Raw genomic sequence first — 21,275 nt, forward strand, 5'->3', positions numbered from 1 at the left:
ATCAGCTGCCCTCGGTGTCGGTGCGGTCAGGGGTGCGCAAGCGGCGCGGCTCAGCGCCACGCGGAGCCGACAGCGCCTTGGCCAGCAAGGATATATCCTTGCGCAACTCGGCCATCGTCTCCTGCCGTCCGGCTGAAATCTCTTCGAGAATACGCAGCATCTGCACGTCGATCGACCGCAGGCGCATCCGGCTTTCCGCATCCGCGCGTTCGTGTTCACCCTGCCCTTCAAGCACGGCCACCATGCGCTCCTGCCCTTTGGCGATCCGGTCAAGGCTTTCGGCCGGCGTATCGGTCTGTGCGGCCCGCGCCGACAGTTCCTCCATCGTGGCGGCCAGCGCACCGATCTTGCTGTTCAGCGCGGTCTGGCTTTCCGCCGATTGTCCGATCAGCTGACGCAGGCTGTCCATCTGTTCGGCCATGTGATCCAGCACACCAGCCACCGCGTTTTGATCCGACGCCCCGTCCTCGCCCGAGGAAAAACCAACGCGAGTGATCGAGCTGAGCCAATCTTCAAGCTCCTGATAAAAGCGGTTCTGCCCGTGACCGGCAAAGAGTTCAAGCAAGCCAACCACCAGCGATCCCGCCAGCCCCAAAAGGGACGACCCGAACGCCACCCCCATACCGCCAAGCTGCGATTCCAGCCCTGTCATCAGGCGCGCGAACATATCGGTGCTGCCGTCCCCTTCTTGCGGGGCAAGGCTGCGGATGGTTTCAACAACCGCCGGTACGGTCGTCGCCAAGCCGTAGAACGTGCCCAGAAGCCCGAGGAAGATCAGCATGTTGACGATATATCGCGTGATCTCGCGCGCTTCGTCGATGCGGGTGGCGACGGAATCCAGGATAGATCGGGTAGAGGTCGCGTTCACCTGCATCCGCGCGCCGCGTGTGCGCAGCAGCGATGCCAGCGGTGCCAGCAGCTGCGGGGCGACGGCATCGGCATTGGGCGCGTCAGAGGCAAAATTCTCGATCCAGCGGACAGAGCCGATCAGCTGCACCACCTGATAAAAGCAGGCGATCACACCGATGAAGAAGACGACAATAATGACCCCGTTCAAATAGGGGTTCGCCGCAAAAATAGGCAAAACGCTTGGCAGCGCCAGAAAAGCCCCGATGCAAGTCAGCCCGAGGGCGATCAGCATCAGCGTGATCTGCCGCACCGGCTGGGAAAACTGTGGTTTGGATTCGCGATCTGACTGCGCCATGCCTCGTGGCTCCTGACACTTTTGTGCTTCTGTTGCCGCAGCCTACACTTAATCCCGACGGTTATGCCACGGGTTTATGCGCATAAAGTCTTTACGCGGTCGTGCAGCCACGCCAGCGACGGATCATGCAGCCCGATCTGCGTCAGATGCGCTGCGGTGTTGAATAGATATTCGGTATTCGGCCCCATGCCGCCAACCGCGCCCGAGATGATCTGCGCCTGCTCTTCCAGCGGCAAGCCGCCGCAGTATTGGTCATGTTCCGCGTCAATCACATAGACCAAGGCCGCAACCGTGCGCCCGTCCTCTAGCTGCACATCCAGGGTTTTCTCTACATAAGCCGACGAGACAAGCTCGCGTTCGCGCAAATAGGCCAGCGTCGCCTCTTCGGTGCCCGGTGCCACGCGCAGCGCCATGCCATCGCAGGCCGTGCCGGTATCCGCATCCAGCGCCAGCACAAGTCCCGGACGTTCGACCGAGCCACGGTGGTGGATGGAGCGCATGCAGAAAGACCGGGCATACCCGGGCAACCGCCCGATCACGCTTTCCGCGACGTCAAACCCCGGTTTCCACAATAAGCTGCCGTAACCGAACACCCACATTGCCATGTCTCTGGTCCTTTATCATTGGCTTGTTTAAAGCTGCGCTATCGCAGGCGTTAATAAGGTGTTGGGTAAAATGGGCAAGGTCGTGTTGGTTATTGTCGTTCTGGCGGCGGTTTGGTGCGGATGGTGGGTCGCGGCCTCGTCCGGATTGCAGCGGGGCATCGCGAAACTGATCGAAACGCGCCGCGCAGCCGGATGGCAGGCAGACGTGGGCGAAATGAAAAAGCAGGGCTTCCCCACGCGGTTGCAAACCCGTCTGACCGATGTGACCCTGACCCCGCCGGCCCAAAATGCCGGGCGCGGGATCGCCAGCGCCGTCGCGGCAAAGCGCGTCGACATCTCTACCCCCGCATACTGGCCCGGATATGTCACCGTTGCCTCGCCCTATATCGAACTTGGCCTGTCCGGCCCCAACCTGCGCGCCATGTTGTCGGCCGAGGACGTGACAACCGATCTGCGCCTACGCCCCAGCGTTTCCGGCCAGCTGGACCGGTTGACGCTGGACGGCGGTGCCTGGGTGCTTGACCTGCCCGTCACCGGCCCTGTCGAGGGGCGCGGGTTGAACGTCAGCGCTGTGCAACAGACCGTCGGCCAGCCGATCTATGATCTGGCGCTGGACGCGCAGAACGTCACCCCCAGTGCCGCACTGCGCGGCCTGTTCGGCCTGCCCGACGATTGGACAGAGGCCTTTGACACCGTCACCGCCAAAGCGACCATCACCTTTGACCGGCTGTGGGACCGTAAGGCCCTTGGCCGGACCCGCCCCCAGCCCCGCGTGATCGACCTGCGTCATGCCGAGCTTGCCTGGGGCGACATCGCCCTGTCCCTGCGCGGTACAATTGCGGTCGCCGAAGACGGTCTGGCAACAGGGACGCTGTCGGTCGCGGCACAAGACTGGCCGACGATGCTGACCATGGTTGAGAGCGCGGGATACATTCCCCCCAACTTCCGCCCCCAAGCGGAACAAATGCTGAAGGGGTTGGCGCAAATGTCGGGGAACACCGATGCGCTGGATCTGGACATCACCGTGAAGGACGGAAAGATGTCTATGGGTTTCATCCCCTTGGGCCGAGCACCCAAGATTATTTTGCGCTGAATTGCGTTAAATCAACGGCAATAGGTCCCCTTGCGATACCGCGCCGTGTCGAAATGAAAGTGATCCAGATGGAAACGGTTTGCTTTCGGGCCAAGCACGGTGCCAAACGGCCCGCAGGCCCCCTTGTGCACCCGACGCATGGCCTTACGGCTCGCGGGGGCATTCCAGCCCTTCAACACACTGACCTCAGCACCGCTGTGCATCTGGAAACCCGAGATATCGATCGCCCGCCCGCGCCCGTGCTCTGATATCTTGCCACCCGGCTGGTTGTTGCGCGTCCGGCAGGCGTAATGGGCGGCGACACGCAGCCCGCGCAGGCCACCCTGACCGGCAAAAGCGGGCTTTGCCGATTGATCAATCCATGTTTTCAATGCTTTGGCAGTCTTGCAGTCCATCACCGCCGCTTGGCTCAACCGTACGCCCGACACCGATTGGATCTGAACCGCATCGCTGACACCACATCCCTTGAGCTTAGGTTGCACCCGTCCGATCGCCTTGCCCTGAATGGAAATATCCCCGCACACAGCGCCCTTGGCCAGCAAGCGGCGTTTGGCCTTGGCCGCTTGTTCTAGCTTACGGCTGCGCAGGCTGGGCCGTAGCGAGGAGGCGATCCCGCCCGTGGCCGCTATCGCGCGTTTGGCCCCCGCATTGCGCGGCGGCGTGGCAATCGACCCTTGGGGTGTCAGCGCAGCACCCCCGGCCAAAGCCGGCGGGCGCAAAGAAGTATCGGGCCCGGCCAGTGCGGCACCGGAAAGCAGCGCGTATATCAGCGCCGCCCGGATCATTTATTGCCGGGTTGGCGACCAAAGTTCGGCGCGTCCGTGTCCTGCCCCGCTTCGATAATCCCGCGACGGATCGCGCGGGTACGGGTGAAGTAATCATGTAGATGATCGCCATCCCCCATACGGATCGCGCGCTGCAATGCGAAAAGCTCTTCCGTAAAGCGGCCCAGAATCTCGAGCGTGGCCTCCTTGTTGGTCAGGAACACATCGCGCCACATGGTCGGATCGCTTGCCGCGATGCGGGTAAAGTCGCGAAAACCCGCGGCGGAATATTTGATCACTTCGCTATCGGTCACGCGGCGCAAATCATCGGCCACGCCCACCATCGTATACGCGATCAAATGCGGCGCATGGCTGGTCACTGCAAGCACCAGATCGTGATGCTCCGCATCCATTTCCTCGACATTGGCACCCATACCATCCCAGAGGTTCCGCAACCGCGAGATCGCATTGGCGTTGGTGTCGGGCACAGGCACCAGCAGGCACCAGCGGTTGTCAAAAAGCTCTGCAAAGCCGCTGCGTGGGCCGGAGTGTTCGGTCCCCGCCAAAGGATGTGCGGGGATGAAATGCACCCCGTCGGGCAGCAGTGGGCCCACTTGCGCGATCACATCCGCCTTGACCGACCCCACATCCGTCACCGTGCAGCCGGGTTTGAGATGCCCGGCCATCTCGGCCGCGACCGACCCCATGACGCCGACGGGTACACAAAGCACCACAAGATCCGCGTCTTTCACCGTCTTGGCGATGGAATCGCAGACCTCGTCGCACAGTCCAATCTCGCGGGCGGTGTCGCGGGTTTCGGCGCTGCGTGCAAAGCCCGACACATGGCCCGCAAGCCCGCCGCGCTTCATCGCCCAGAACATCGAAGAGGCGATCAGCCCCAAGCCGATCAGCGCGACTTTCTCATAAATTACGGGCATATCAGTCGCCTTTAAACTGTCGGATCGCATGCACCACGCGACGGCATGCGCTTTCATCGCCCACGGTGATCCGCAAGCAGGTCGGCAGCTGGTAGCCCGCCACGCGCCGCACGATCAACCCTTGGGTCTTGAGGTATTCATCACAGGCCTCGGCCTCGTCCTGCGACTTGAACCGTGCGAGGATGAAGTTCGCGCAAGACACATCAGACGGCACGCCGATCTCTGCCAGCGCATCAGCCATCCAACTGCGCCATTTGGCGTTCTCGCTCCGGCAATGGGCGGCGTAGCCGGTATCCTTGATCGCCGCCGTTGCCGCATTCAGCGCGGCTTGCGACAGGTTGAACGGGCCGCGCACACGATTCAGCACGTCGATAATATGCGCCGGTGCATAGCCCCAACCGATCCGCAGCCCGCCCAGACCGTAAAGCTTCGAGAACGTCCGCGTCATCACGATATTATCGTGGCTATCGACCAAAGCCGCGCCGCCGTCATAGCCTTCGACATATTCGGCATAGGCCCCGTCGAGCACCAGAATTGCCTGTTTGGGGATACCGGCGGCAAGGCGTTCAATCTCGCTCAGCCCGATCATGGTGCCGGTGGGGTTGTTCGGGTTCGCAATGAACACCAGCCGCGTTTTGTCGGTGCACCCCGCGAGCAGCGCATCCACATCCGTGACCCGTTCGTTTTCGGGCACCTCGACCGGGGTCGCGCCATTGGCCAGCGCGGAGATCCGGTACATGCCAAAGCCGTGCACCGTGTGCAGCACCTCTGTCCCCTCGCCCGAGAACGCTTGGCACAAAAAGGCGATGATCTCGTCCGAGCCGGCCCCGCAAATGATGCGGTCAGCGTCCAGCCCGTGCACCTGCGCGATCGCCTGACGCAGCGCGGTATGATCAGAGGACGGATAGCGATGCAGATCATAGGACGCATCGCGGAACGCTTTGACGGCCGCGTCGGACGGGCCAAGCGGGTTCTCGTTCGAGCTGAGCTTGATCACATTATCAAGCCCCGCCACATGGGACGCCCCGCCTTGATACAGCGCGATGTCCATAATGCCGGGTTGCGGGCGAATAGCGGTTGTCATCTGTCATGTCTCCTGTCGGGCGGACCATAAACGCGCGCCGTCGCCAGCGCCACTACGATCTTGTCCCAGCGTCATATGGCCCCGCGCTAAAGGCGCGTCACCAAACGCAAAAAGGGCCACGCCGGTCTTTCCAGCGTGGCCCCTTCGGCATTGATATGCGAGGAACCTTAGTTCTTCGCGTAGAATTCGACCACGAGGTTCGGTTCCATCATGACAGGGTATGGCACGTCGCCCAAAGCGGGGGTGCGCACGAATGTCGCTGTCATCTTGGAGTGATCCGCCTCGATGTAGTCAGGCACGTCACGCTCTGCCAGTTGCGTCGCTTCGAGCAGGGCAACCATTTGCTTGGAACGGTCACGCACTTCGATCACGTCGCCTTCTTTGACGCGGTAGGAAGGAATGTTAACCTTCTTGCCGTTCACTTTGACGTGGCCGTGGTTCACGAACTGGCGCGCAGCGAAAACGGTCGCGACGAATTTGGCGCGGTATACAACGGCGTCCAGGCGACGCTCCAGCAGACCGATCAGGTTTTCACCGGTGTCGCCTTTTACACGCTCGGCTTCACCGTAGATGCGGCGGAATTGCTTTTCGGTCAGATCGCCGTAGTAGCCTTTCAGCTTCTGCTTGGCGCGCAGCTGAATGCCGAAGTCGGACATTTTGCCCTTGCGGCGCTGACCGTGCTGGCCGGGGCCGTATTCACGACGATTCACTGGGGACTTAGGACGGCCCCAGATGTTTTCGCCCATACGGCGGTCAATTTTGTGCTTGGCAGCTGTACGCTTAGTCACGGCTGTTCTCCTTTTTGAGGCCCCCGCAGGATTGCGACGGGCGGTAAAGGGCGTTGTCCTCTGGCCGAAGCCTGACAGGGTTCCCCTTGCGGGGTCCACCAACACCAATCAAGCGGCGCTTATACGGTGCTGCGGGTTGGAGTCAATGCACGAACTTGGCCCAATTAGCCTCAAATCATAGCTTATTAGGCAGTAGCGGCCGGGAAGTCCGTGAAAATGCGCATTTCGATGAACGCTCCGCCGCCCTACGTCATGTGACCCGCCGAACGCTGCCTTAAAATCGCCAAAATCGTTAACAAAAGGTTAAAGCGAGCACTTTTAAGTTGAAAAGTTAACGATTGTCACGCAGCATCAATGTGTTGAACGGTTTGAGGGGGCTAGTGTGACGCATAACATGGGCTATCGCGGCGGATACCGTTGGCATCCAATGCACTTCATCGGAACTTGTAATGCAGTTGTGGTGCGTAGCCTTCAAAGGCCACACGCATGAGAATCTTGGCCGTCGAGGACAACCAAGATCTGCGCAATTTGCTAGAAGAATATCTTCGAACGCAAGATCACGAATATGTCCGCACGGCCGCCTCCGGCAAGGAGGCGCTTGAAGTCATCCATAGCGCGCCGGTTATTTTCGACTGCCTCCTGCTCGACATCCAGATGCCGGAAATGTCCGGCGTAGAACTTATCCCCCACATCCGACAAATCGACGGGTACGAATTCGTGCCCATCATCATGCTCACCGGGGTAAAGAACAGCGAAAGCATCGCGAAATCCTTTGTGGCGGGCGCGTGGGACTATATCATCAAACCGTTCGAGTTCTTCGACCTTGAGGCACGCATTCATGGTGCAGAAATGCGCAACGCCGAATTTGTCCGGCACCTGAAACGCCCGCATGAATCCCCCAACCAAGAGAATTTCGACGTTCTGAAAGAGCTCGCGCTCGACCGTCCGATGTCGCCGTCCGAGCTTTCCGAGAGCGGCCTTGTCCCGCAGGACGCCTTTGAAAACTGCATTATGCGCATGCAATCCGAGTTTGGTGGCGGCATGCAGATCGCTGTGATCGTGTTGCAGAACTTTGCGGATGTGCTTGCGCAGGTTCCGCAAGACCAGCGCGTCGAGTTTTCCGTCGGATTGGCACGCAGGTTGACCGATGCGCTCAGCAGCCTGAACCTTATCGTGACATATCGATCAAACGGCACCTTCGCCGCGCTCTCGCCCGCGCTTAAAACGCAATCCACGCTCAATATTGCTGACGTGGTGAAGAGCGCGGTCCAGACCTCGCCAGAGGCAGCATGTCATCGCGATATCGTGGTCAACGTCGACTACTGCCGCACCAAGGCATTCTCGACCAGCGGCGACACGATTGTGATGCTTGACCAACTCGCAAAGCGCCTAAGTACCATTACCGCCTAACACGGTAACAGCGGCCTAGCCGGCGTCCCAGTCGTGTTTGGGCCTTTGCGCCACAGCCTGATGACGGGGACAGCACGTCAAATGGTCATTCACCATGCCCACAGCCTCCATGAACGCATAGACGATTGTCGGGCCGCAGAACTTAAACCCCCGTTTTTTCAAGTCAGCCGATATCTGCTTTGAAAGCGGCGTCCATGCGGGAACATCCGACTGACGCTCAAACCGGTTTTGCAGTGGCTCGAACCCCACGTATTTCCATAAGTACCGATCAAATCCCTCCTTCTTTTCAATCTCTTGCCAAACGCGTGCATTTGTAATTGCCGCCTCTATCTTTCCGCGGTGGCGGATAATGCCGGGGTTGGCGAGCAAGCGTTCAACCTCGGCTTCACCCCATGTGGCGATGACATTAGGGTCAAAACCGGCAAAAGCCTCGCGAAAATTCTCTCGCTTTTTAAGTATCGTGATCCAACTCAGCCCTGCCTGAAAGCCATCGAGGATCAGTTTTTCCCAAAGCGCGCGACTGTCATACTCCGGCACACCCCAGTCAGTGTCATGATAATCCAGGTAAATTTTCTCTGGCCCAGCCCAGTCACACCGCTGCATCCACATCCCCTTCTCCGACGGATCTGGCCGGATGGCTAAAATTTGTACTGCATTGCCGCGTTAACCCGGCGTTACAAGTTTCCGCGCCAAGGTGACATGAGTACAGCGATAAATGGAAGCGCCACTTTGGAAGATATATCACCACACCCGCTCGCCGACCTGCCCGAGGGGACGAAAAACCCGCTCGACTACGCGCTGACCCAACGCGACGGCAGCACATTGGCCATGGTCCGGGCTGCTGTCGCGCATAATCAGACGTTGATGGCTTACCAGCCTGTCATGCGGGACGCGGACGACCCAAAAATCGCCTTTTACGAAGGTTTCATTCGCATTCTGGATCCCACCGGTCGCGTCATTCCCGCCCGCGAATTCATGCCCGTGGTCGAGAAGACCCAGCTTGGCCGCGAGATTGATGTGCTGTCGCTCAATGCGGGGCTTGCCGCGCTGAGCGAAAACAAAGGGTTGCGCCTTTCGATCAACATGTCCGCGCGCTCTATCGGGTATGCGGGATGGACGACCCTTTTGAACCGGTGGCTGTCGCGCGACGGCACCATTGGCGAACGTCTCATCCTGGAAATTAGCGAAAAATCGGCGATGCAAATGCCCGAACTCGTCGCCAGCTTTATGGACCAGTTCCAGACACGGGGCGTTTGCTTTGCATTGGATAACTTTGGCTCTGACTACATCGCCATCCGTTATTTGAAAGAGATGTTCTTTGACATTCTGAAGATCGACGGGCAGTTCGCCCGCGGCGTAAGCGACCACCCCGACAATCGTGCAATCGTGTCGATCATGGTGTCGATCGCGCGCAACTTCGACATGATAACCGTCGCCGAACAGGTGGAAAATCAAGACGATGCATCCCTGCTTCTCGCGCTTGGGGTCGATTGCCAACAGGGCTTTCTGTATGGCGCACCAACCACCCAACCCTACTGGCAGAGCACGCCGGAAGAGCGCAAAAATGCGTAAGCGAACATGGCGCGATTGCCGCATGTGCAGCAATGGGATATGTCCAAACCATAGAAGACGGGGGAACGGGAAAACGCCGTATTATATTACCCCACGTCAGTAGTTCAGGGGAAGAACACATATGACCAACGTTGTCATCGCATCCGCAGCGCGCACGCCTGTCGGCAGCTTCAGCGGATCCTTTGCAAATACACCCGCGCACGATCTGGGTGCCGCGGTGCTGAAAGAGATCGTCGCCCGCGCAGGCATCGACCCTTCCGAGGTCAATGAAACAATTCTGGGTCAGGTTCTGACCGCCGCTCAGGGGCAAAACCCTGCCCGTCAGGCACATGTGAATGCGGGTCTGCCTATCGAAAGTGCTGCATGGTCGATTAATCAGGTCTGCGGCTCTGGTCTGCGCGCGGTCGCTTTGGCAGCACAGCACATCCAATTGGGCGACGCCGATATTGTGGCAGCCGGCGGTCAGGAAAACATGTCGATGAGCCCCCACGCCCAAAATCTGCGTCCGGGCCAGAAAATGGGCGACATGCAACTTATCGATACGATGATCCGCGACGGTCTGTGGGATGCCTTCCACGGGTACCATATGGGTCAGACAGCTGAAAACGTTGCCGCTAAATGGGATATCAGTCGTGACGCCCAAGACGCATTCGCGGTGGCCTCGCAGAACAAAGCCGAAGCCGCCCAGAAGGCCGGTAAATTCCAAGACGAAATCGTGCCTTTCACCGTCAAAACCCGCAAGGGCGAGGTGGTTGTCGATCAAGATGAATACATCCGCCACGGTGCCACGATGGAAGCGATGCAGAAACTGCGCCCCGCCTTCACCAAAGACGGTTCCGTCACCGCAGCCAATGCGTCCGGCCTGAACGACGGTGCCGCTGGCGCATTGCTGATGTCCGCAGACAACGCCGAAAAGCGCGGCATCACACCTTTGGCGCGCATCGCGTCATATGCGACCGTTGGCCTGGACCCGACGATCATGGGTGCCGGCCCGATCTATGCATCGCGTAAAGCGCTTGAGAAAGCGGGTTGGAAGGCCGAGGATCTAGACCTTGTCGAAGCCAACGAAGCCTTCGCGGCGCAGGCCTGCGCGGTCAACAAGGACATGGGGTGGGATCCATCGATCGTGAACGTGAACGGCGGTGCCATCGCAATCGGCCACCCCATCGGTGCCTCCGGCGCCCGCATCCTGAACACCCTTTTGTTTGAGATGCAGCGGCGCGGCGCGAAAAAAGGCCTCGCGACCCTGTGCATCGGCGGTGGCATGGGCGTGGCCATGTGTCTTGAGCGCCCATAACGCTGTATAATCGATCAAGCGTGGCGCGTGTTCGGCAAGAACGCGCGCCACGCGAAAAACATCTGCTTTTTCCCTGCGTAAACTGTTGCAATGAATTTCAAGCCTGACTACAAATTCTCCACGTAATTAAATTACGAAATTAATAAGGCAAACGAAACAACATTGCCTTAAGGGGAGAGATTTATGTCACGTGTTGCACTTGTAACAGGGGGAAGCCGCGGGATCGGGGCGGCTATTTCCACAGCTTTGAAAGACGCAGGATACACCGTCGCGGCAACATATGCCGGGAACGACGAGGCAGCCGCGCAGTTTACAGAAACCACGGGCATCAAAACCTACAAGTGGAACGTCGCCGACTATGACGACTCCAAAGCCGGGATTGCCAAAGTCGAAGAAGACTTAGGCCCGATTGACGTGGTCGTAGCGAACGCAGGTATCACCCGCGACGCACCTTTCCACAAGATGACGCCCGACCAGTGGAACGAAGTGGTTGGCACCAATTTGACGGGTGTTTTCAATACGATCCACCCGGTTTGGCCTGGCATGCGCGAGCGCAAATTCGGTCGCATCGTCGTCATCAGCTCGATCAATGGGCAGAAAGGTCAGTTCGCCCAGGTGAACTATGCCGCGACCAAAGCAGGCGATCTGGGCATTGTGAAGTCACTCGCTCAGGAAGGCGCGCGTGCCAATATTACCGCGAATGCGATCTGCCCCGGTTATATCGCGACGGATATGGTGATGGCGGTGCCCGAGAAGGTGCGCGACTCTATCGTGGCGCAAATCCCGACCGGCCGCTTGGGCGAACCCGAAGAAATCGCCCGCGCGGTTGTATTCCTAGTCAGTGATGACGCGGGCTTTATCAACGGGTCCACGATCACCGCGAATGGTGCGCAGCATCTGGTCTGAACGGCCTACTTGAACGCAAAAGGCCAGCGCATTTCGCGCTGGCCTTTTTGTCGGCGGCCCACCAATGGGCACGCCAACGGAATTGAAATCTATCAGGCGGAAAGCCGGGTAATTTCCTCTTTCAAGCGCAGCTTTTCCTTTTTCATATTCGCAACCTTTAGCCCGTCCATACTCGGCGATCGTTGGGCCTGTTCTACAGCGTCACTCATTGCCAAATGCTTCCGTTTCAGAGCATCCAGATGTGCGTCAAAAGCCATGTAACTCTCCTTAGGTTATGTTGCGTAGAATGATTGAAGCACGAAATATTCCACCTGTCACGCGGCAGCGCAGCAAAACTATCGACAAGTTGAGATATCGGCGAGAGGCTGCTTAGAATGGCAGCGCTGCGCCCTCGCGCAGGACCGCTCTTATTTCGGGCACATAACTGTCGCCGTCGCTTAAATGTTGTGCGCCTTCGTGCACGATAAGGGGCGCGTTCAAGCGAAATGCCCCCCGCCCGCTTTTGCGCGCACGCAGGATGACCAGTTCAGCCATGCGACCGATGCGCGGTGCGATCGGCAGCACCTCTATGCTGCCCATATCATGGGGTAGCGCGCGGATCAGATCGGGCAGGCGTTCCGCCCGATGGATAAAATGCGTCTGTCCTTTCGGGGCAAGGCGCTTGGCCGCGATCTTGACCCAGGTTTCCAACGGAGTCGCTTCACCCAAGGCGGTTTCACGACCGCTATTTGTCGCAGCGACAGAGGCATGCCGATCAAAATACGGCGGGTTGGCAAGAACGTGGTCAAATTGTCGCTGCCGCAGGGCCAGCGGCATGGCATCAATGTCGGCCTCGACCACTTCAAATGCTGGATTATTGCGCCGTGCAAGCGCGGCATAGGCAGGCTGGATCTCGACCCCCGTCAGCTGCAAGCCCGGCACCCGCGCGCCCAGACAAAGCGACGCCGCCCCTACCCCGCAGCCCAGCTCTAGCACGTGCTGACCGGCCTGCGCCGGAACCGTTGCAGCCAATAAAACAGGGTCGACGCCCGCACGGTAGCCTTTACGCGGCTGCCACAAATGCAGTTTGCCGCCCAGAAACGCATCCCGCGTGAGCGCGTCGGGGTCAAAAACGTCCACAGCGGTTACTTGGGCAACCCGGTGGGGATGTCGTTGTCAAGCAACACCCGCGTTGCGGCGGTGTGATCGTCGTCGTGCACCATCAAGCGGCGGGGGAAAATGCCGATCCCGCCTTCAAGCACGCTCATGTTTACGTCCAGCGGAAAGCAGTCTATATCCTCGCCCTGAAGAAGGGCGCTGGCAAAGGCGATTATTGTCGGATCGGTTGTGCGCAAAAGTTCCTTCATAACAGAGATGTAAGGGCAATCGACGTTGATTGTCGAGCCTTCCAATTAAGGTCGTGTAAATGACGAGCGAAAACACCCAGAAACCACATGACCGGATGGCGGCCTATCTTAACGCGGATATGACCGCGGTGAACGACCTGATCCGCGACCGCATGGCGTCAGAACATGCGCCGCGCATCCCCGAGGTCACGGCCCATCTGGTAGAGGCAGGCGGCAAGCGGCTGCGCCCGATGCTGACCCTCGCTGCGGCGCGTCTGTGCGGCTATGACGGCCCCTACCACGTGCACCTTGCCGCCACAGTGGAATTCATTCACACCGCGACCCTGCTGCACGACGATGTGGTCGATGAAAGCGCGCAGCGTCGCGGGCGGCCGACGGCTAACTTGCTGTGGGACAACAAGTCTTCGGTGCTGGTGGGCGATTACCTTTTCGCGCGCAGCTTCCAGCTGATGACCGAGACGAATAACATGCGCGTGCTGGCGATCCTTGCCAATGCCTCCGCCACGATTGCAGAGGGCGAGGTGCTGCAACTGACCGCCGCGCAGAATCTGGCCACGGATGAAGGCATCTACCTACAGGTCGTGCGCGGGAAGACGGCGGCGTTGTTTTCGGCGGCGACGCAGGTGGGCGGGGTGATTGCCACGGCCCCTGACGCACAGGTTCAGGCACTGTATGACTATGGTGATGCCTTGGGGATCGCGTTCCAGATTGTCGACGATCTGCTGGACTATCAAGGCGATCCGAATGCCACCGGCAAGAACATCGGTGATGACTTCCGCGAGCGTAAGCTGACCCTGCCCGTGATCAAGGCGATCGCCAAAGGCGACGCGGCCGAACGTGCCTTCTGGACCCGCACCATCGAGAAGGGCAAGCAGGAGGACGGCGATCTTGAACACGCTCTGTCACTGCTGAATGCACATGGCACTCTGGATGAAACCAAGGCAGAGGCGCTGGCATGGGCGGAACAGGCCAAGACTGCGCTGAACACCCTGCCTGATCATGATCTGACGCAGATGCTGCGCGATCTGGCCGATTACGTCGTCGCGCGTATCAGCTAATCGCCCCCCAATTGGGGCGCGTCGAAGCTACCCCAGCATCGGTGCGGCGGTGGCCCACCAGCCGGGCTGTGCCGCCGCAATACGCGTGACGGCGCGCTGCGCCAGTGCCTCGGTCTCGTAAAGGCCAAAGCAGGTCGCACCAGAGCCCGACATACGCGCCAGCAGCGCGTCCTGTAGGCTGCCCAGACACTCTGCCACCTCTGGCACCACCTGGATCGCCGGTGCCTCCAGATCGTTGCGCTGTGTGGCCAGCCAGGCGGCGAACGCAGGCGCGCTGGTGAATGCGGGCAGCTCTTTGGGCATGGGCGCGTTGGCGCGGGACTCGAGCCGCGAGAAGACCTCGGGCGTGGCGGCGGATTTATTCGGGTTGATCAGCACCAGCCAGCAGGGCGGCAGCTTGGGCGCGGGCGTCAATCGCTCGCCGATCCCCTCCATCCGCTGGGGGGTGTCATGCAGGCAAACCGGAACATCGGCACCCAGTCGCGCCACGTCCTCGGGCACCGGCAGCCCCCAATGCGCCGAGAGCAAGCGCAGCGCCGTGGCCGCATCCGCTGATCCTCCGCCGATCCCTGCCGCGGCGGGGAGGTTTTTCGTCAGATGCAACCGCGCCCCCCTGCCCGCGCCCGCGTCCAGCAGCCGTGCCGCACGCACCACGAGGTTGCGGTCATCATGGGGGGCGGCACCGCCATAGGGACCATCGATAAACAGCTCAAGCTGGTCAGAGGGAGATACCGCGATCCGGTCGCCCACGCCGGCGCGCACCACAAGACTATCCAGCAGATGGTAGCCATCGCTGCGCTGCCCAGTGACATGCAGGGTCAGGTTCACCTTGGACCAGGCGAAACCCGCGTTAGCAACACCGAGGGCAGCGGCTTGGGTCGTCATCTCTCGGCTGAGGCTTTGCTGAGCGGCTCGGCCCCTTCTTCGGCCAATACCGCGTCAAGCCCCACCTCGAGCTTGCGGCGCATGCGGTCGGGATCGGCCTCGCTGTCTTTATCTTCGGGATCCACAAACGATAGCGCCCGACGCCATTGGAATTCAGCCTCGCGTTGACGGCCAACGGACCAGTAAACGTCGCCCAAGTGGTCGTTGACCACCGGATCAACGGCGACCAGTTCAACGGCCCTTTCCATCTGGTCGACGGCCTCTTCGTAGCGGCCCAAACGATACAAGACCCAGCCCAGTGAATCGACGATATAGCCTGATTCAGGGCTCGCTGCGACGGCGCGTTCGATCATGTTCAACGCTTCGTCCAGATTGCGCCCCTGTTCCACCAGCGAATAGCCGAGGTAGTTCAACACCTGAGGCTGATCGGGGTTGATCTTGAGAGCGGCGCGAAAATCGCGTTCGGATGCCTCGCCATTGCCAGAGCGTTCTTCGGCAATGCCGCGGGCGTAATACAGCACCCAGCGTTGCGGATTGCTGTCGGGTGTCAGCTCTATCGCGCGGTCATAGGATTTGATTGCGGCCTTGAAGTTGTCCTGCGCCCGCAACGCATCGCCCAAGGCGGAATGGACCGACGGCAATGTGCCGTGGCTGCGGGTCAGCTGTTGCAGAACCTCGATCGCCTGTTCCGGTTTGTTCGACCGTCGCAGCGCCGCCGCACGCCCGAGTTCGGCTGCGTGATAGGCGGGGTTGTCGGCGGGTACGTCCTGCAGCTCCTCGATCGCAAGCTCGTACTGGCCGATGTTTTCCAGCAGATCCGCGGTCAGTAGCAGATCGTCGATATGATCGGGTCGCAGGTAACGCGCGATGCGCGAATAAAGCAGCACATAGTAGTCACCGGCACTTTCATTGCGCAGCACGGCCGCGAAGGTAAAGAAGACTTCGGCAATGCCTGCCTTGGCATCGGGGATCTGGGTAAAGGCGACCTGCCCTTCCCCCTGTAAGGCGGCGACCAACCCGTCAAGTTCGGGGTCGCTGCTGGCCCCGAAACTATCGGTCAGCAGCGCAAGCGCCTGTTCATTTCGCCCGAGCTGGCCAAGGATTTCCGCCCGCGCGATCACACCGCGCCGTGTCTGCCCTGCCGATCCCGCTTGGTTCGAAGCAAAGATCGCCTCCGCCCCTTCGTAGTCGCCGACCGACGCCAGTGCCAAAGCCTTGTGATACAGCACGAACCCCTGCATGCCGGCTTCTTTGCTCAGATCGTCAAACTGGGTGATGGCGGCGGTCATGTCGCCCACGCCCACATGCGCCCAGGCCTTGACCAAACCGTCCACCCAAGGGCCGATCCCGCCCTCGTCGGCGGATTGTTCGATCAGACCCGCATAGTTTTCTTCCTGCGCCATGCCAGCGGTTGTCACCAGATAGGCGATCTGCCCGGGCTGGTCCGACGCGGCCATGATGCGCGCCAAAGGCAGGGCGCGGTCGATATCCCCCAGAGAGAGCAGCGCCAGAACCGTGCTTTCAAGGAATTCGGGGTTCTTGGGATCAAGCGCCAGCGCCTCGCCATAATACTTGGCAGATTCCGCAAAATCACTGCGCACCGCAGCATGCCGACCGGCAAGATAGGCCCCCGCCGCCGATTGCGCCTGTACGGGCATTGCAACGGCTCCGGTCAGCGCCAAAACGCTTGCGGTCAACAGAAGGTTACGGATCATACTGGCACGCCTCATTTGTATTTGCGCGCAAGGCTAACAGGTTCACGACCAAGCGCAATGCCGCCTATCCAAAGGGACATCCCGCTTATCCTCTATCGGCGGAACCTTGCATGAAAAAAGGCGCGCCGCAGCACGCCTTTGATCGATTTCATCCAGTAAGTGACGCTTACACGTTAGGCCCGCAAGCGAGGCTTACATATTAGGCCCGTAAGCGACGCTTACATATTAGGATAGTTCGGGCCATCCCCACCCTGCGGCGTGGTCCAGACGATATTCTGCGTCGGATCCTTGATGTCGCAGGTCTTGCAGTGCACGCAGTTCTGGAAGTTGATGACAAAGCGCGGGTCCTTGCCGTCTTCCTCGACGAATTCATACACGCCGGCAGGGCAATACCGCGCCGAGGGGCCAGCGTACTCCGGCAGGTTGATATTCACCGGCACCGACGGATCCTTCAGCGTCAAATGCGCGGGCTGGCTTTCGTCGTGGTTGGTGAATGAAAACGCCACGTTGGTCAGACGGTCAAAGCTGAGCTTGCCATCGGGCTTGGGGTAGTCGATCTTCTTGTGCTTGTCAGCCTTTTCGGTCGCTTCAGCATCGGATTTACCATGCCCCAGCGTCCCCAGCAGCGAGAAGCCGAAAGTATTGGTCCACATGTCGAACCCACCCACGGCGAGCGAGGTCACAAGGCCGTATTTGCTCCACAACGGTTTGACGTTGCGCACTTTTTTCAGGTCTTTGCCGATCTCGCCGCTGCGGACGTCTTCCTCGTAGGCGGTCAGCTCGTCACCGGCGCGGCCCGCTTGAATCGCGTCATAGGCCGCTTCAGCGGCAGCTTTGCCCGACAGCATCGCGTTGTGGTTGCCCTTGATGCGCGGCACGTTGACCATGCCCACCGAACAGCCCAGCAACGCCACACCGGGTGCGACCATCTTGGGCATCGACTGGTAGCCGCCTTCGGTGATGGCGCGCGCGCCGTAGGCCACGCGCTTGCCGCCTTTCAGCAGCTCGGCCACCATCGGGTGGTGCTTGAAGCGCTGGAATTCCATGTAGGGGAAGACATGCGGGTTTTTGTAGCCAAGGTGGACAACGAAACCGACGTACACCTGGTTGTTTTCGATGTGATAAATGAACGACCCGCCGCCCGCGTTGCTGTTCAAAGGCCAGCCCATCGTGTGGGTCACGGTGCCCTCTTTGTGCTTGGCGGGGTCGATCTCCCAGATTTCTTTCATGCCAAGGCCGTATTTCTGCGGCTCTTTTCCGGCGTCCAGATCGTATTTCGCAATCACCTGCTTGGACAGGCTGCCGCGCACGCCTTCGGACAGGAAGACGTATTTGCCGTGCAGTTCCATGCCGGGCTCATAGCCGTCACCCTTGGTGCCATCGGCGCTGATGCCGAATTCACCGGCCACAACGCCTTTGATCTCGCCATTGTCGCCATAGACCAGCTCGGAGCACGCCATACCGGGGAAAATCTCGACCCCCAGCTCTTCGGCCTGTTCTGCCATCCAACGGCAGACATTGGCCATGGAAACGATGTAGTTCCCGTGGTTGTTCATCAGCGGCGGCATGGGGAAGTTCGGCACCCGGATTTTACCCGCCTCGCCCAGCATATAGAAGTTGTCTTCCTCGACCTTGGTCTTGATCGGCGCGCCTTTTTCTTTCCAGTCGGGCATCAGGGCGTCCAGACCGATCGGGTCCAGAACCGCACCCGACAGGATATGCGCCCCCACTTCAGAGCCCTTTTCCAGCACGACCACATTGCAGTCGGCGTCGAGTTGTTTCAGACGGATCGCGGCGGACAGACCGGCAGGGCCCGCACCGACGATAACGACGTCATATTCCATTGCTTCGCGTTCAACTTCGGCCATTTGGGGCTCCTCTTCGGGCAGAAAACGGTTTGGATTTCGCTAAACCAGCACGGTCGCTATTGCAATCGCAACACAGCGTAAATTAGCGCACCCACGACAGTTTGCATCTTAAATGTTGCAAGTGCAGCAATATTGTTTCGCATCGCAAAATGCTAGCTGCGCGGATCTCCCATTAGATAGCGCGGCCCCTGCCCTTTCTCCCCCGCGCGGTCTTGAGGGTTATAAAGCGCACAGGCCTGTAGGCTCAGGCATCCGCATCCGATACACCCATCTAGGTCGTCACGCAGGCGGGTCAACGTCGCGATCCGGTCGGCCAGCGTTGTACGAAACGCCTGGCTGATCCGCGCCCAGTCCTCTTTGGTGGGGGTGCGCCCATCCGGCAGGCGATCCAGCTCTTGCTTGATCTGCGGCAAGGTAAAACCGAATTGCTGCGCGATCATCACAAAGCTCAGCCGCCTCAGATCGGCACGCTCGAACCGCCGCTGCCCGCCGTTGTTGCGCCACGGTTTGATCAACCCTTGCGCCTCGTAATAGCGGATGGCGGACACCGCCAAGCCTGTGCGCCGCGCCAAAGCACCAATCGACAACCCGTCATTCACCGCCATAGACATTCCCCGAAATAATCCTTGACCTAAACTTAGGTTTAGAAATTACACACCATAGGGTCAACGTCACAAACACGGAAGGAAGACCCGACAATGCCAGCACAATTGGAACATGCCAACATCACCGTAACCGACCCGCAAGCCACCGCCGCCTGGATGACGCAGATCTTTGGCTGGCGTATCCGCTGGCAAGGCGATGCGATAGCGGGCGGGCATACTATTCACATCGGAACCGACAGTTCATACGTAGCGCTCTACACACCGGAAAAGACGCCGGCCACGGGCACCAGCAGCTATGACACCACCGGCGCGCTGAACCATATCGGGGTGACCGTCGATGATCTGGACGCCGCCGAAACCTTGGTCAAAGCGCAGGGGTTCACGCCGGTGAACCACGCCGATTACGAACCCGGGCGGCGCTTCTATTTTCGCGATCACGACGGTGTTGAATACGAGCTGGTCCAATACGATGACTAAGCGCGGATTGCCGCGGACGGGCTGACTCTGCTCTTGCAATCGCGGGGCAGTTTGGGTCAGGTAAGGATCAATTCAAATCGGTTGCACCCTCGGACGACAGTTCGGGGGCTGTGACCCTCATTGCGTGGACGCCCCCTGATGGAAAAAATCCCCATGACCCGCGCCGGTCACACGGCTTTGGAAACCGAACTCAAGCATCTGAAATCGGTTGAACGCCCTGCCATCATCAAAGCCATCGCCGAAGCCCGCGAACACGGCGACCTGTCCGAGAACGCCGAATACCATTCCGCCAAGGAAAAGCAGTCCTTCATCGAAGGCCGCATCAAAGAGCTTGAAGGCGTGATCTCCCTTGCGGATGTGATTGACCCGGCCAAGATGTCCGGCGCGATCAAGTTCGGCGCGACCGTGACCCTCGTGGACGAGGACACTGACGAAGAGAAGACCTACCAGATTGTTGGTGAATACGAGGCCAACATCGAAAAAGGCCTGCTGAACATCAAATCCCCTATCGCCCGCGCCCTGATCGGCAAGGAAGAAGGCGACAGCGTCGAGGTGCGGACACCCGGGGGGGACAAATCCTATGAGGTTCTCAAAATCGTCTACGCATAAGCCGGGGACAAAGAGATGACCGACAAACCGCAGCTGACACCGAACGCGCCGCGCCAATCCGCGCGGTCGACCCCCTTTGGCGTCTATTCGCGCCCGAACGACGGCGGGATCTCGAACATTGAACTCATCGCCGCAGCGCTAAGCGCTGTATGGTTGCTGGGGTCCGCGATCTTTTTCTTGATGCTGCCGTCGGATCAGCAACCCGATACGGGCGGCGCCGGTTTGCGGTTCCTGATGACGATGCTGGCGATCTTCATGCCCGTTGGCATGATCTGGGTCGCCGCCACAGCGGCCCGCGCCAGCCGTGTCATGCGCGAGGAAAGCAAACGGTTGCAGGCCGCGATCGACGCGATCCGGCAGGCGTATATCGCGCAACAGCAAGGACAGAACCTTGGCGCAGACGCGACCGTCGCGCGCAAGCTGGATGAAATCGCCGCCGCCGCCCGCAAGACCGAAAGCACGCTGGCCACCTTCCAAAGCCGCCGCGACGCCAGCACCCGCCTCGCGCCTCTCAAGCCTGCGGTGGTCGATGACCAGCCTGCGCTGGCGCTTGGCACTTCGGCCGCGGATATGACCCCACCGCTGTCACATGAAGATTTTATTCGCGCGCTGAATTTCCCCGAAACCGCAGAGGATACCGAAGGGTTTTCGGCGCTGCGCAAGGCGTTGAAAGACCGCAATGCGTCCCAGCTGGTGCAGGCGTCGCAGGACGTGCTGACGCTGCTTAGTCAGGACGGTATCTATATGGATGACCTGCGCCCCGACCGTGCACGCCCCGAAATCTGGCGCCAATTTGCCCAAGGGGCCCGAGGCCGTCCGATCGCAGCTTTGGGCGGCATCCGTGACCGGTCCTCGCTGGCGCTGACCAGTGCCCGCATGAAGCAAGACCCGATCTTCCGCGATGCCGCGCATCACTTCCTGCGCCGTTTCGACCGCGCCTTTGCTGCCTTTGAAGCCGAGGCCTCTGACGCCGACATCTCGGCACTGACCGACACGCGCACCGTGCGGGCCTTCATGTTGCTGGGCCGCGTGGCAGGGACGTTCGACTAGC

The 21,275-nt window shown here is 59.9% G+C and carries 23 protein-coding genes; 9 read left to right on the forward strand and 14 right to left on the reverse strand.

Going from position 1 to position 21,275, the window contains the following annotated elements:
* Position 1: 1 nt before the first annotated feature.
* Both EE36_RS03665 and EE36_RS03670 read right to left on the reverse strand, forming a co-directional pair.
* Positions 2-1,204 (reverse strand): hypothetical protein, encoded by a 1,203-nt coding sequence (locus tag EE36_RS03665; RefSeq protein WP_005849585.1) that lies wholly within the window; start codon positions 1,202-1,204, stop codon positions 2-4.
* A gap of 74 nt (positions 1,205-1,278) precedes the next feature.
* Complete coding sequence (locus EE36_RS03670) at positions 1,279-1,809, reverse strand: gamma-glutamylcyclotransferase (RefSeq protein ID WP_005849587.1); 531 nt, start codon at positions 1,807-1,809, stop codon at positions 1,279-1,281.
* A gap of 58 nt (positions 1,810-1,867) precedes the next feature.
* On the opposite strand from EE36_RS03670, the gene EE36_RS03675 reads away from it, so the two are divergent.
* Positions 1,868-2,902 (forward strand): DUF2125 domain-containing protein, encoded by a 1,035-nt coding sequence (locus EE36_RS03675; RefSeq protein WP_254655539.1) that lies wholly within the window; start codon positions 1,868-1,870, stop codon positions 2,900-2,902.
* 11 nt (positions 2,903-2,913) lie between these two features.
* Here EE36_RS03675 and EE36_RS03680 read toward each other — a convergent pair whose 3' ends face one another.
* From EE36_RS03680 to rpsD, 4 genes are all read right to left on the reverse strand, one after another.
* Entirely contained in the window at positions 2,914-3,687 is a 774-nt protein-coding gene (locus EE36_RS03680; protein WP_005849591.1) for an extensin family protein, read from the reverse strand.
* Positions 3,684-4,604 carry a prephenate/arogenate dehydrogenase family protein gene (locus EE36_RS03685; protein ID WP_005849593.1) on the reverse strand — a complete coding sequence of 307 codons (921 nt, stop codon included), beginning with the start codon at positions 4,602-4,604 and terminating at the stop codon, positions 3,684-3,686. Before EE36_RS03685 ends, EE36_RS03680 begins: the two co-directional genes overlap by 4 nt.
* 1 nt (position 4,605) lies before the next feature.
* Positions 4,606-5,688 (reverse strand): histidinol-phosphate transaminase, encoded by a 1,083-nt coding sequence (gene hisC, locus EE36_RS03690; RefSeq protein ID WP_005849595.1) that lies wholly within the window; start codon positions 5,686-5,688, stop codon positions 4,606-4,608.
* Positions 5,689-5,855: 167 nt separating this feature from the next.
* Positions 5,856-6,476, reverse strand: coding sequence for a 30S ribosomal protein S4 (gene rpsD, locus EE36_RS03695; RefSeq protein ID WP_005849596.1), 621 nt, complete (start codon positions 6,474-6,476; stop codon positions 5,856-5,858).
* Between the two features lie 486 nt (positions 6,477-6,962).
* On the opposite strand from rpsD, the gene EE36_RS03700 reads away from it, so the two are divergent.
* Positions 6,963-7,886 (forward strand): PleD family two-component system response regulator, encoded by a 924-nt coding sequence (locus tag EE36_RS03700; protein WP_005849598.1) that lies wholly within the window; start codon positions 6,963-6,965, stop codon positions 7,884-7,886.
* A gap of 15 nt (positions 7,887-7,901) precedes the next feature.
* Here the strand turns inward: EE36_RS03700 and EE36_RS03705 are convergent, their stop codons facing one another.
* The gene (locus EE36_RS03705; protein ID WP_039911499.1) at positions 7,902-8,495 is read right to left on the reverse strand and encodes a DNA-3-methyladenine glycosylase I; all 594 of its coding nucleotides are present in this window, start codon (positions 8,493-8,495) and stop codon (positions 7,902-7,904) included.
* 120 nt (positions 8,496-8,615) lie between these two features.
* Between EE36_RS03705 and EE36_RS03710 the strand changes: the two genes are divergently transcribed.
* The 3 genes from EE36_RS03710 (at position 8,616) to phbB (ending at position 11,661) form a co-directional block, all read left to right on the forward strand.
* On the forward strand, positions 8,616-9,458 hold the full coding sequence (locus EE36_RS03710) for an EAL domain-containing protein (protein WP_005849601.1): 843 nt from the start codon (positions 8,616-8,618) through the stop codon (positions 9,456-9,458).
* 121 nt (positions 9,459-9,579) lie between these two features.
* Complete coding sequence (locus EE36_RS03715; protein ID WP_005849602.1) at positions 9,580-10,755, forward strand: acetyl-CoA C-acetyltransferase; 1,176 nt, start codon at positions 9,580-9,582, stop codon at positions 10,753-10,755.
* A 183-nt stretch (positions 10,756-10,938) separates the two neighbouring features.
* Positions 10,939-11,661 carry an acetoacetyl-CoA reductase gene (gene phbB / locus EE36_RS03720; protein ID WP_005849603.1) on the forward strand — a complete coding sequence of 241 codons (723 nt, stop codon included), beginning with the start codon at positions 10,939-10,941 and terminating at the stop codon, positions 11,659-11,661.
* Between the two features lie 92 nt (positions 11,662-11,753).
* Here the strand turns inward: phbB and EE36_RS17270 are convergent, their stop codons facing one another.
* From EE36_RS17270 to EE36_RS03730, 3 genes are all read right to left on the reverse strand, one after another.
* Positions 11,754-11,918 carry a YdcH family protein gene (locus tag EE36_RS17270; RefSeq protein ID WP_005849604.1) on the reverse strand — a complete coding sequence of 55 codons (165 nt, stop codon included), beginning with the start codon at positions 11,916-11,918 and terminating at the stop codon, positions 11,754-11,756.
* A 112-nt stretch (positions 11,919-12,030) separates the two neighbouring features.
* Positions 12,031-12,780 (reverse strand): tRNA1(Val) (adenine(37)-N6)-methyltransferase, encoded by a 750-nt coding sequence (locus EE36_RS03725; RefSeq protein WP_005849606.1) that lies wholly within the window; start codon positions 12,778-12,780, stop codon positions 12,031-12,033.
* Positions 12,781-12,785: 5 nt separating this feature from the next.
* A complete protein-coding gene (locus tag EE36_RS03730) occupies positions 12,786-13,007 on the reverse strand; it encodes a DUF2007 domain-containing protein (RefSeq protein ID WP_005849608.1) in 222 nt (73 codons plus the stop codon).
* 59 nt (positions 13,008-13,066) lie between these two features.
* Between EE36_RS03730 and EE36_RS03735 the strand changes: the two genes are divergently transcribed.
* The gene (locus EE36_RS03735; RefSeq protein ID WP_005849609.1) at positions 13,067-14,065 is read left to right on the forward strand and encodes a polyprenyl synthetase family protein; all 999 of its coding nucleotides are present in this window, start codon (positions 13,067-13,069) and stop codon (positions 14,063-14,065) included.
* 27 nt (positions 14,066-14,092) lie between these two features.
* Here the strand turns inward: EE36_RS03735 and EE36_RS03740 are convergent, their stop codons facing one another.
* The 4 genes from EE36_RS03740 to soxR all read right to left on the reverse strand — a co-directional run bounded on the left by EE36_RS03740 (position 14,093) and on the right by soxR (position 19,138).
* A complete protein-coding gene (locus tag EE36_RS03740) occupies positions 14,093-14,950 on the reverse strand; it encodes a 4-(cytidine 5'-diphospho)-2-C-methyl-D-erythritol kinase (protein WP_005849611.1) in 858 nt (285 codons plus the stop codon).
* Entirely contained in the window at positions 14,947-16,665 is a 1,719-nt protein-coding gene (locus EE36_RS03745; RefSeq protein ID WP_005849613.1) for a tetratricopeptide repeat protein, read from the reverse strand. Before EE36_RS03745 ends, EE36_RS03740 begins: the two co-directional genes overlap by 4 nt.
* A gap of 218 nt (positions 16,666-16,883) precedes the next feature.
* Positions 16,884-18,533: an electron transfer flavoprotein-ubiquinone oxidoreductase gene (locus tag EE36_RS03750; RefSeq protein ID WP_005849615.1), complete on the reverse strand. Its 1,650-nt coding sequence runs from the start codon at positions 18,531-18,533 to the stop codon at positions 16,884-16,886.
* 152 nt (positions 18,534-18,685) lie between these two features.
* Positions 18,686-19,138 carry a redox-sensitive transcriptional activator SoxR gene (gene soxR, locus EE36_RS03755; protein WP_039911502.1) on the reverse strand — a complete coding sequence of 151 codons (453 nt, stop codon included), beginning with the start codon at positions 19,136-19,138 and terminating at the stop codon, positions 18,686-18,688.
* A 93-nt stretch (positions 19,139-19,231) separates the two neighbouring features.
* Between soxR and EE36_RS03760 the strand changes: the two genes are divergently transcribed.
* From EE36_RS03760 to EE36_RS03770, 3 genes are all read left to right on the forward strand, one after another.
* Entirely contained in the window at positions 19,232-19,615 is a 384-nt protein-coding gene (locus EE36_RS03760; protein ID WP_005849617.1) for a VOC family protein, read from the forward strand.
* A 138-nt stretch (positions 19,616-19,753) separates the two neighbouring features.
* Positions 19,754-20,224, forward strand: a complete 471-nt coding sequence (gene greA, locus EE36_RS03765) for a transcription elongation factor GreA (protein WP_005849618.1) — start codon at positions 19,754-19,756, stop codon at positions 20,222-20,224.
* Between the two features lie 15 nt (positions 20,225-20,239).
* Positions 20,240-21,274, forward strand: coding sequence for a hypothetical protein (locus tag EE36_RS03770; RefSeq protein WP_005849620.1), 1,035 nt, complete (start codon positions 20,240-20,242; stop codon positions 21,272-21,274).
* Position 21,275: the final 1 nt, after the last annotated feature.

It is taken from the genome of Sulfitobacter sp. EE-36, assembly GCF_000152605.1.
GTDB lineage: Bacteria > Pseudomonadota > Alphaproteobacteria > Rhodobacterales > Rhodobacteraceae > Sulfitobacter > Sulfitobacter pontiacus.

Bases quoted from the DNA above. Each gene is read 5' to 3' on its own strand.
- EE36_RS03665 (WP_005849585.1), bottom strand. From the start codon at position 1,204: ATGGCGCAGTCAGATCGCGAATCCAAACCACAGTTTTCCCAGCCGGTG.
- EE36_RS03670 (WP_005849587.1), bottom strand. From the start codon at position 1,809: ATGGCAATGTGGGTGTTCGGTTACGGCAGCTTATTGTGGAAACCGGGG.
- EE36_RS03680 (WP_005849591.1), bottom strand. From the start codon at position 3,687: ATGATCCGGGCGGCGCTGATATACGCGCTGCTTTCCGGTGCCGCACTG.
- EE36_RS03685 (WP_005849593.1), bottom strand. From the start codon at position 4,604: ATGCCCGTAATTTATGAGAAAGTCGCGCTGATCGGCTTGGGGCTGATC.
- hisC (WP_005849595.1), bottom strand. From the start codon at position 5,688: ATGACAACCGCTATTCGCCCGCAACCCGGCATTATGGACATCGCGCTG.
- EE36_RS03700 (WP_005849598.1), top strand. From the start codon at position 6,963: ATGAGAATCTTGGCCGTCGAGGACAACCAAGATCTGCGCAATTTGCTA.
- EE36_RS03705 (WP_039911499.1), bottom strand. From the start codon at position 8,495: ATGTGGATGCAGCGGTGTGACTGGGCTGGGCCAGAGAAAATTTACCTG.
- EE36_RS03715 (WP_005849602.1), top strand. From the start codon at position 9,580: ATGACCAACGTTGTCATCGCATCCGCAGCGCGCACGCCTGTCGGCAGC.
- phbB (WP_005849603.1), top strand. From the start codon at position 10,939: ATGTCACGTGTTGCACTTGTAACAGGGGGAAGCCGCGGGATCGGGGCG.
- EE36_RS17270 (WP_005849604.1), bottom strand. From the start codon at position 11,918: ATGGCTTTTGACGCACATCTGGATGCTCTGAAACGGAAGCATTTGGCA.
- EE36_RS03730 (WP_005849608.1), bottom strand. From the start codon at position 13,007: ATGAAGGAACTTTTGCGCACAACCGATCCGACAATAATCGCCTTTGCC.
- EE36_RS03735 (WP_005849609.1), top strand. From the start codon at position 13,067: ATGACGAGCGAAAACACCCAGAAACCACATGACCGGATGGCGGCCTAT.
- EE36_RS03740 (WP_005849611.1), bottom strand. From the start codon at position 14,950: ATGACGACCCAAGCCGCTGCCCTCGGTGTTGCTAACGCGGGTTTCGCC.
- EE36_RS03745 (WP_005849613.1), bottom strand. From the start codon at position 16,665: ATGATCCGTAACCTTCTGTTGACCGCAAGCGTTTTGGCGCTGACCGGA.
- EE36_RS03750 (WP_005849615.1), bottom strand. From the start codon at position 18,533: ATGGCCGAAGTTGAACGCGAAGCAATGGAATATGACGTCGTTATCGTC.
- soxR (WP_039911502.1), bottom strand. From the start codon at position 19,138: ATGGCGGTGAATGACGGGTTGTCGATTGGTGCTTTGGCGCGGCGCACA.
- EE36_RS03760 (WP_005849617.1), top strand. From the start codon at position 19,232: ATGCCAGCACAATTGGAACATGCCAACATCACCGTAACCGACCCGCAA.
- greA (WP_005849618.1), top strand. From the start codon at position 19,754: ATGGAAAAAATCCCCATGACCCGCGCCGGTCACACGGCTTTGGAAACC.
- EE36_RS03770 (WP_005849620.1), top strand. From the start codon at position 20,240: ATGACCGACAAACCGCAGCTGACACCGAACGCGCCGCGCCAATCCGCG.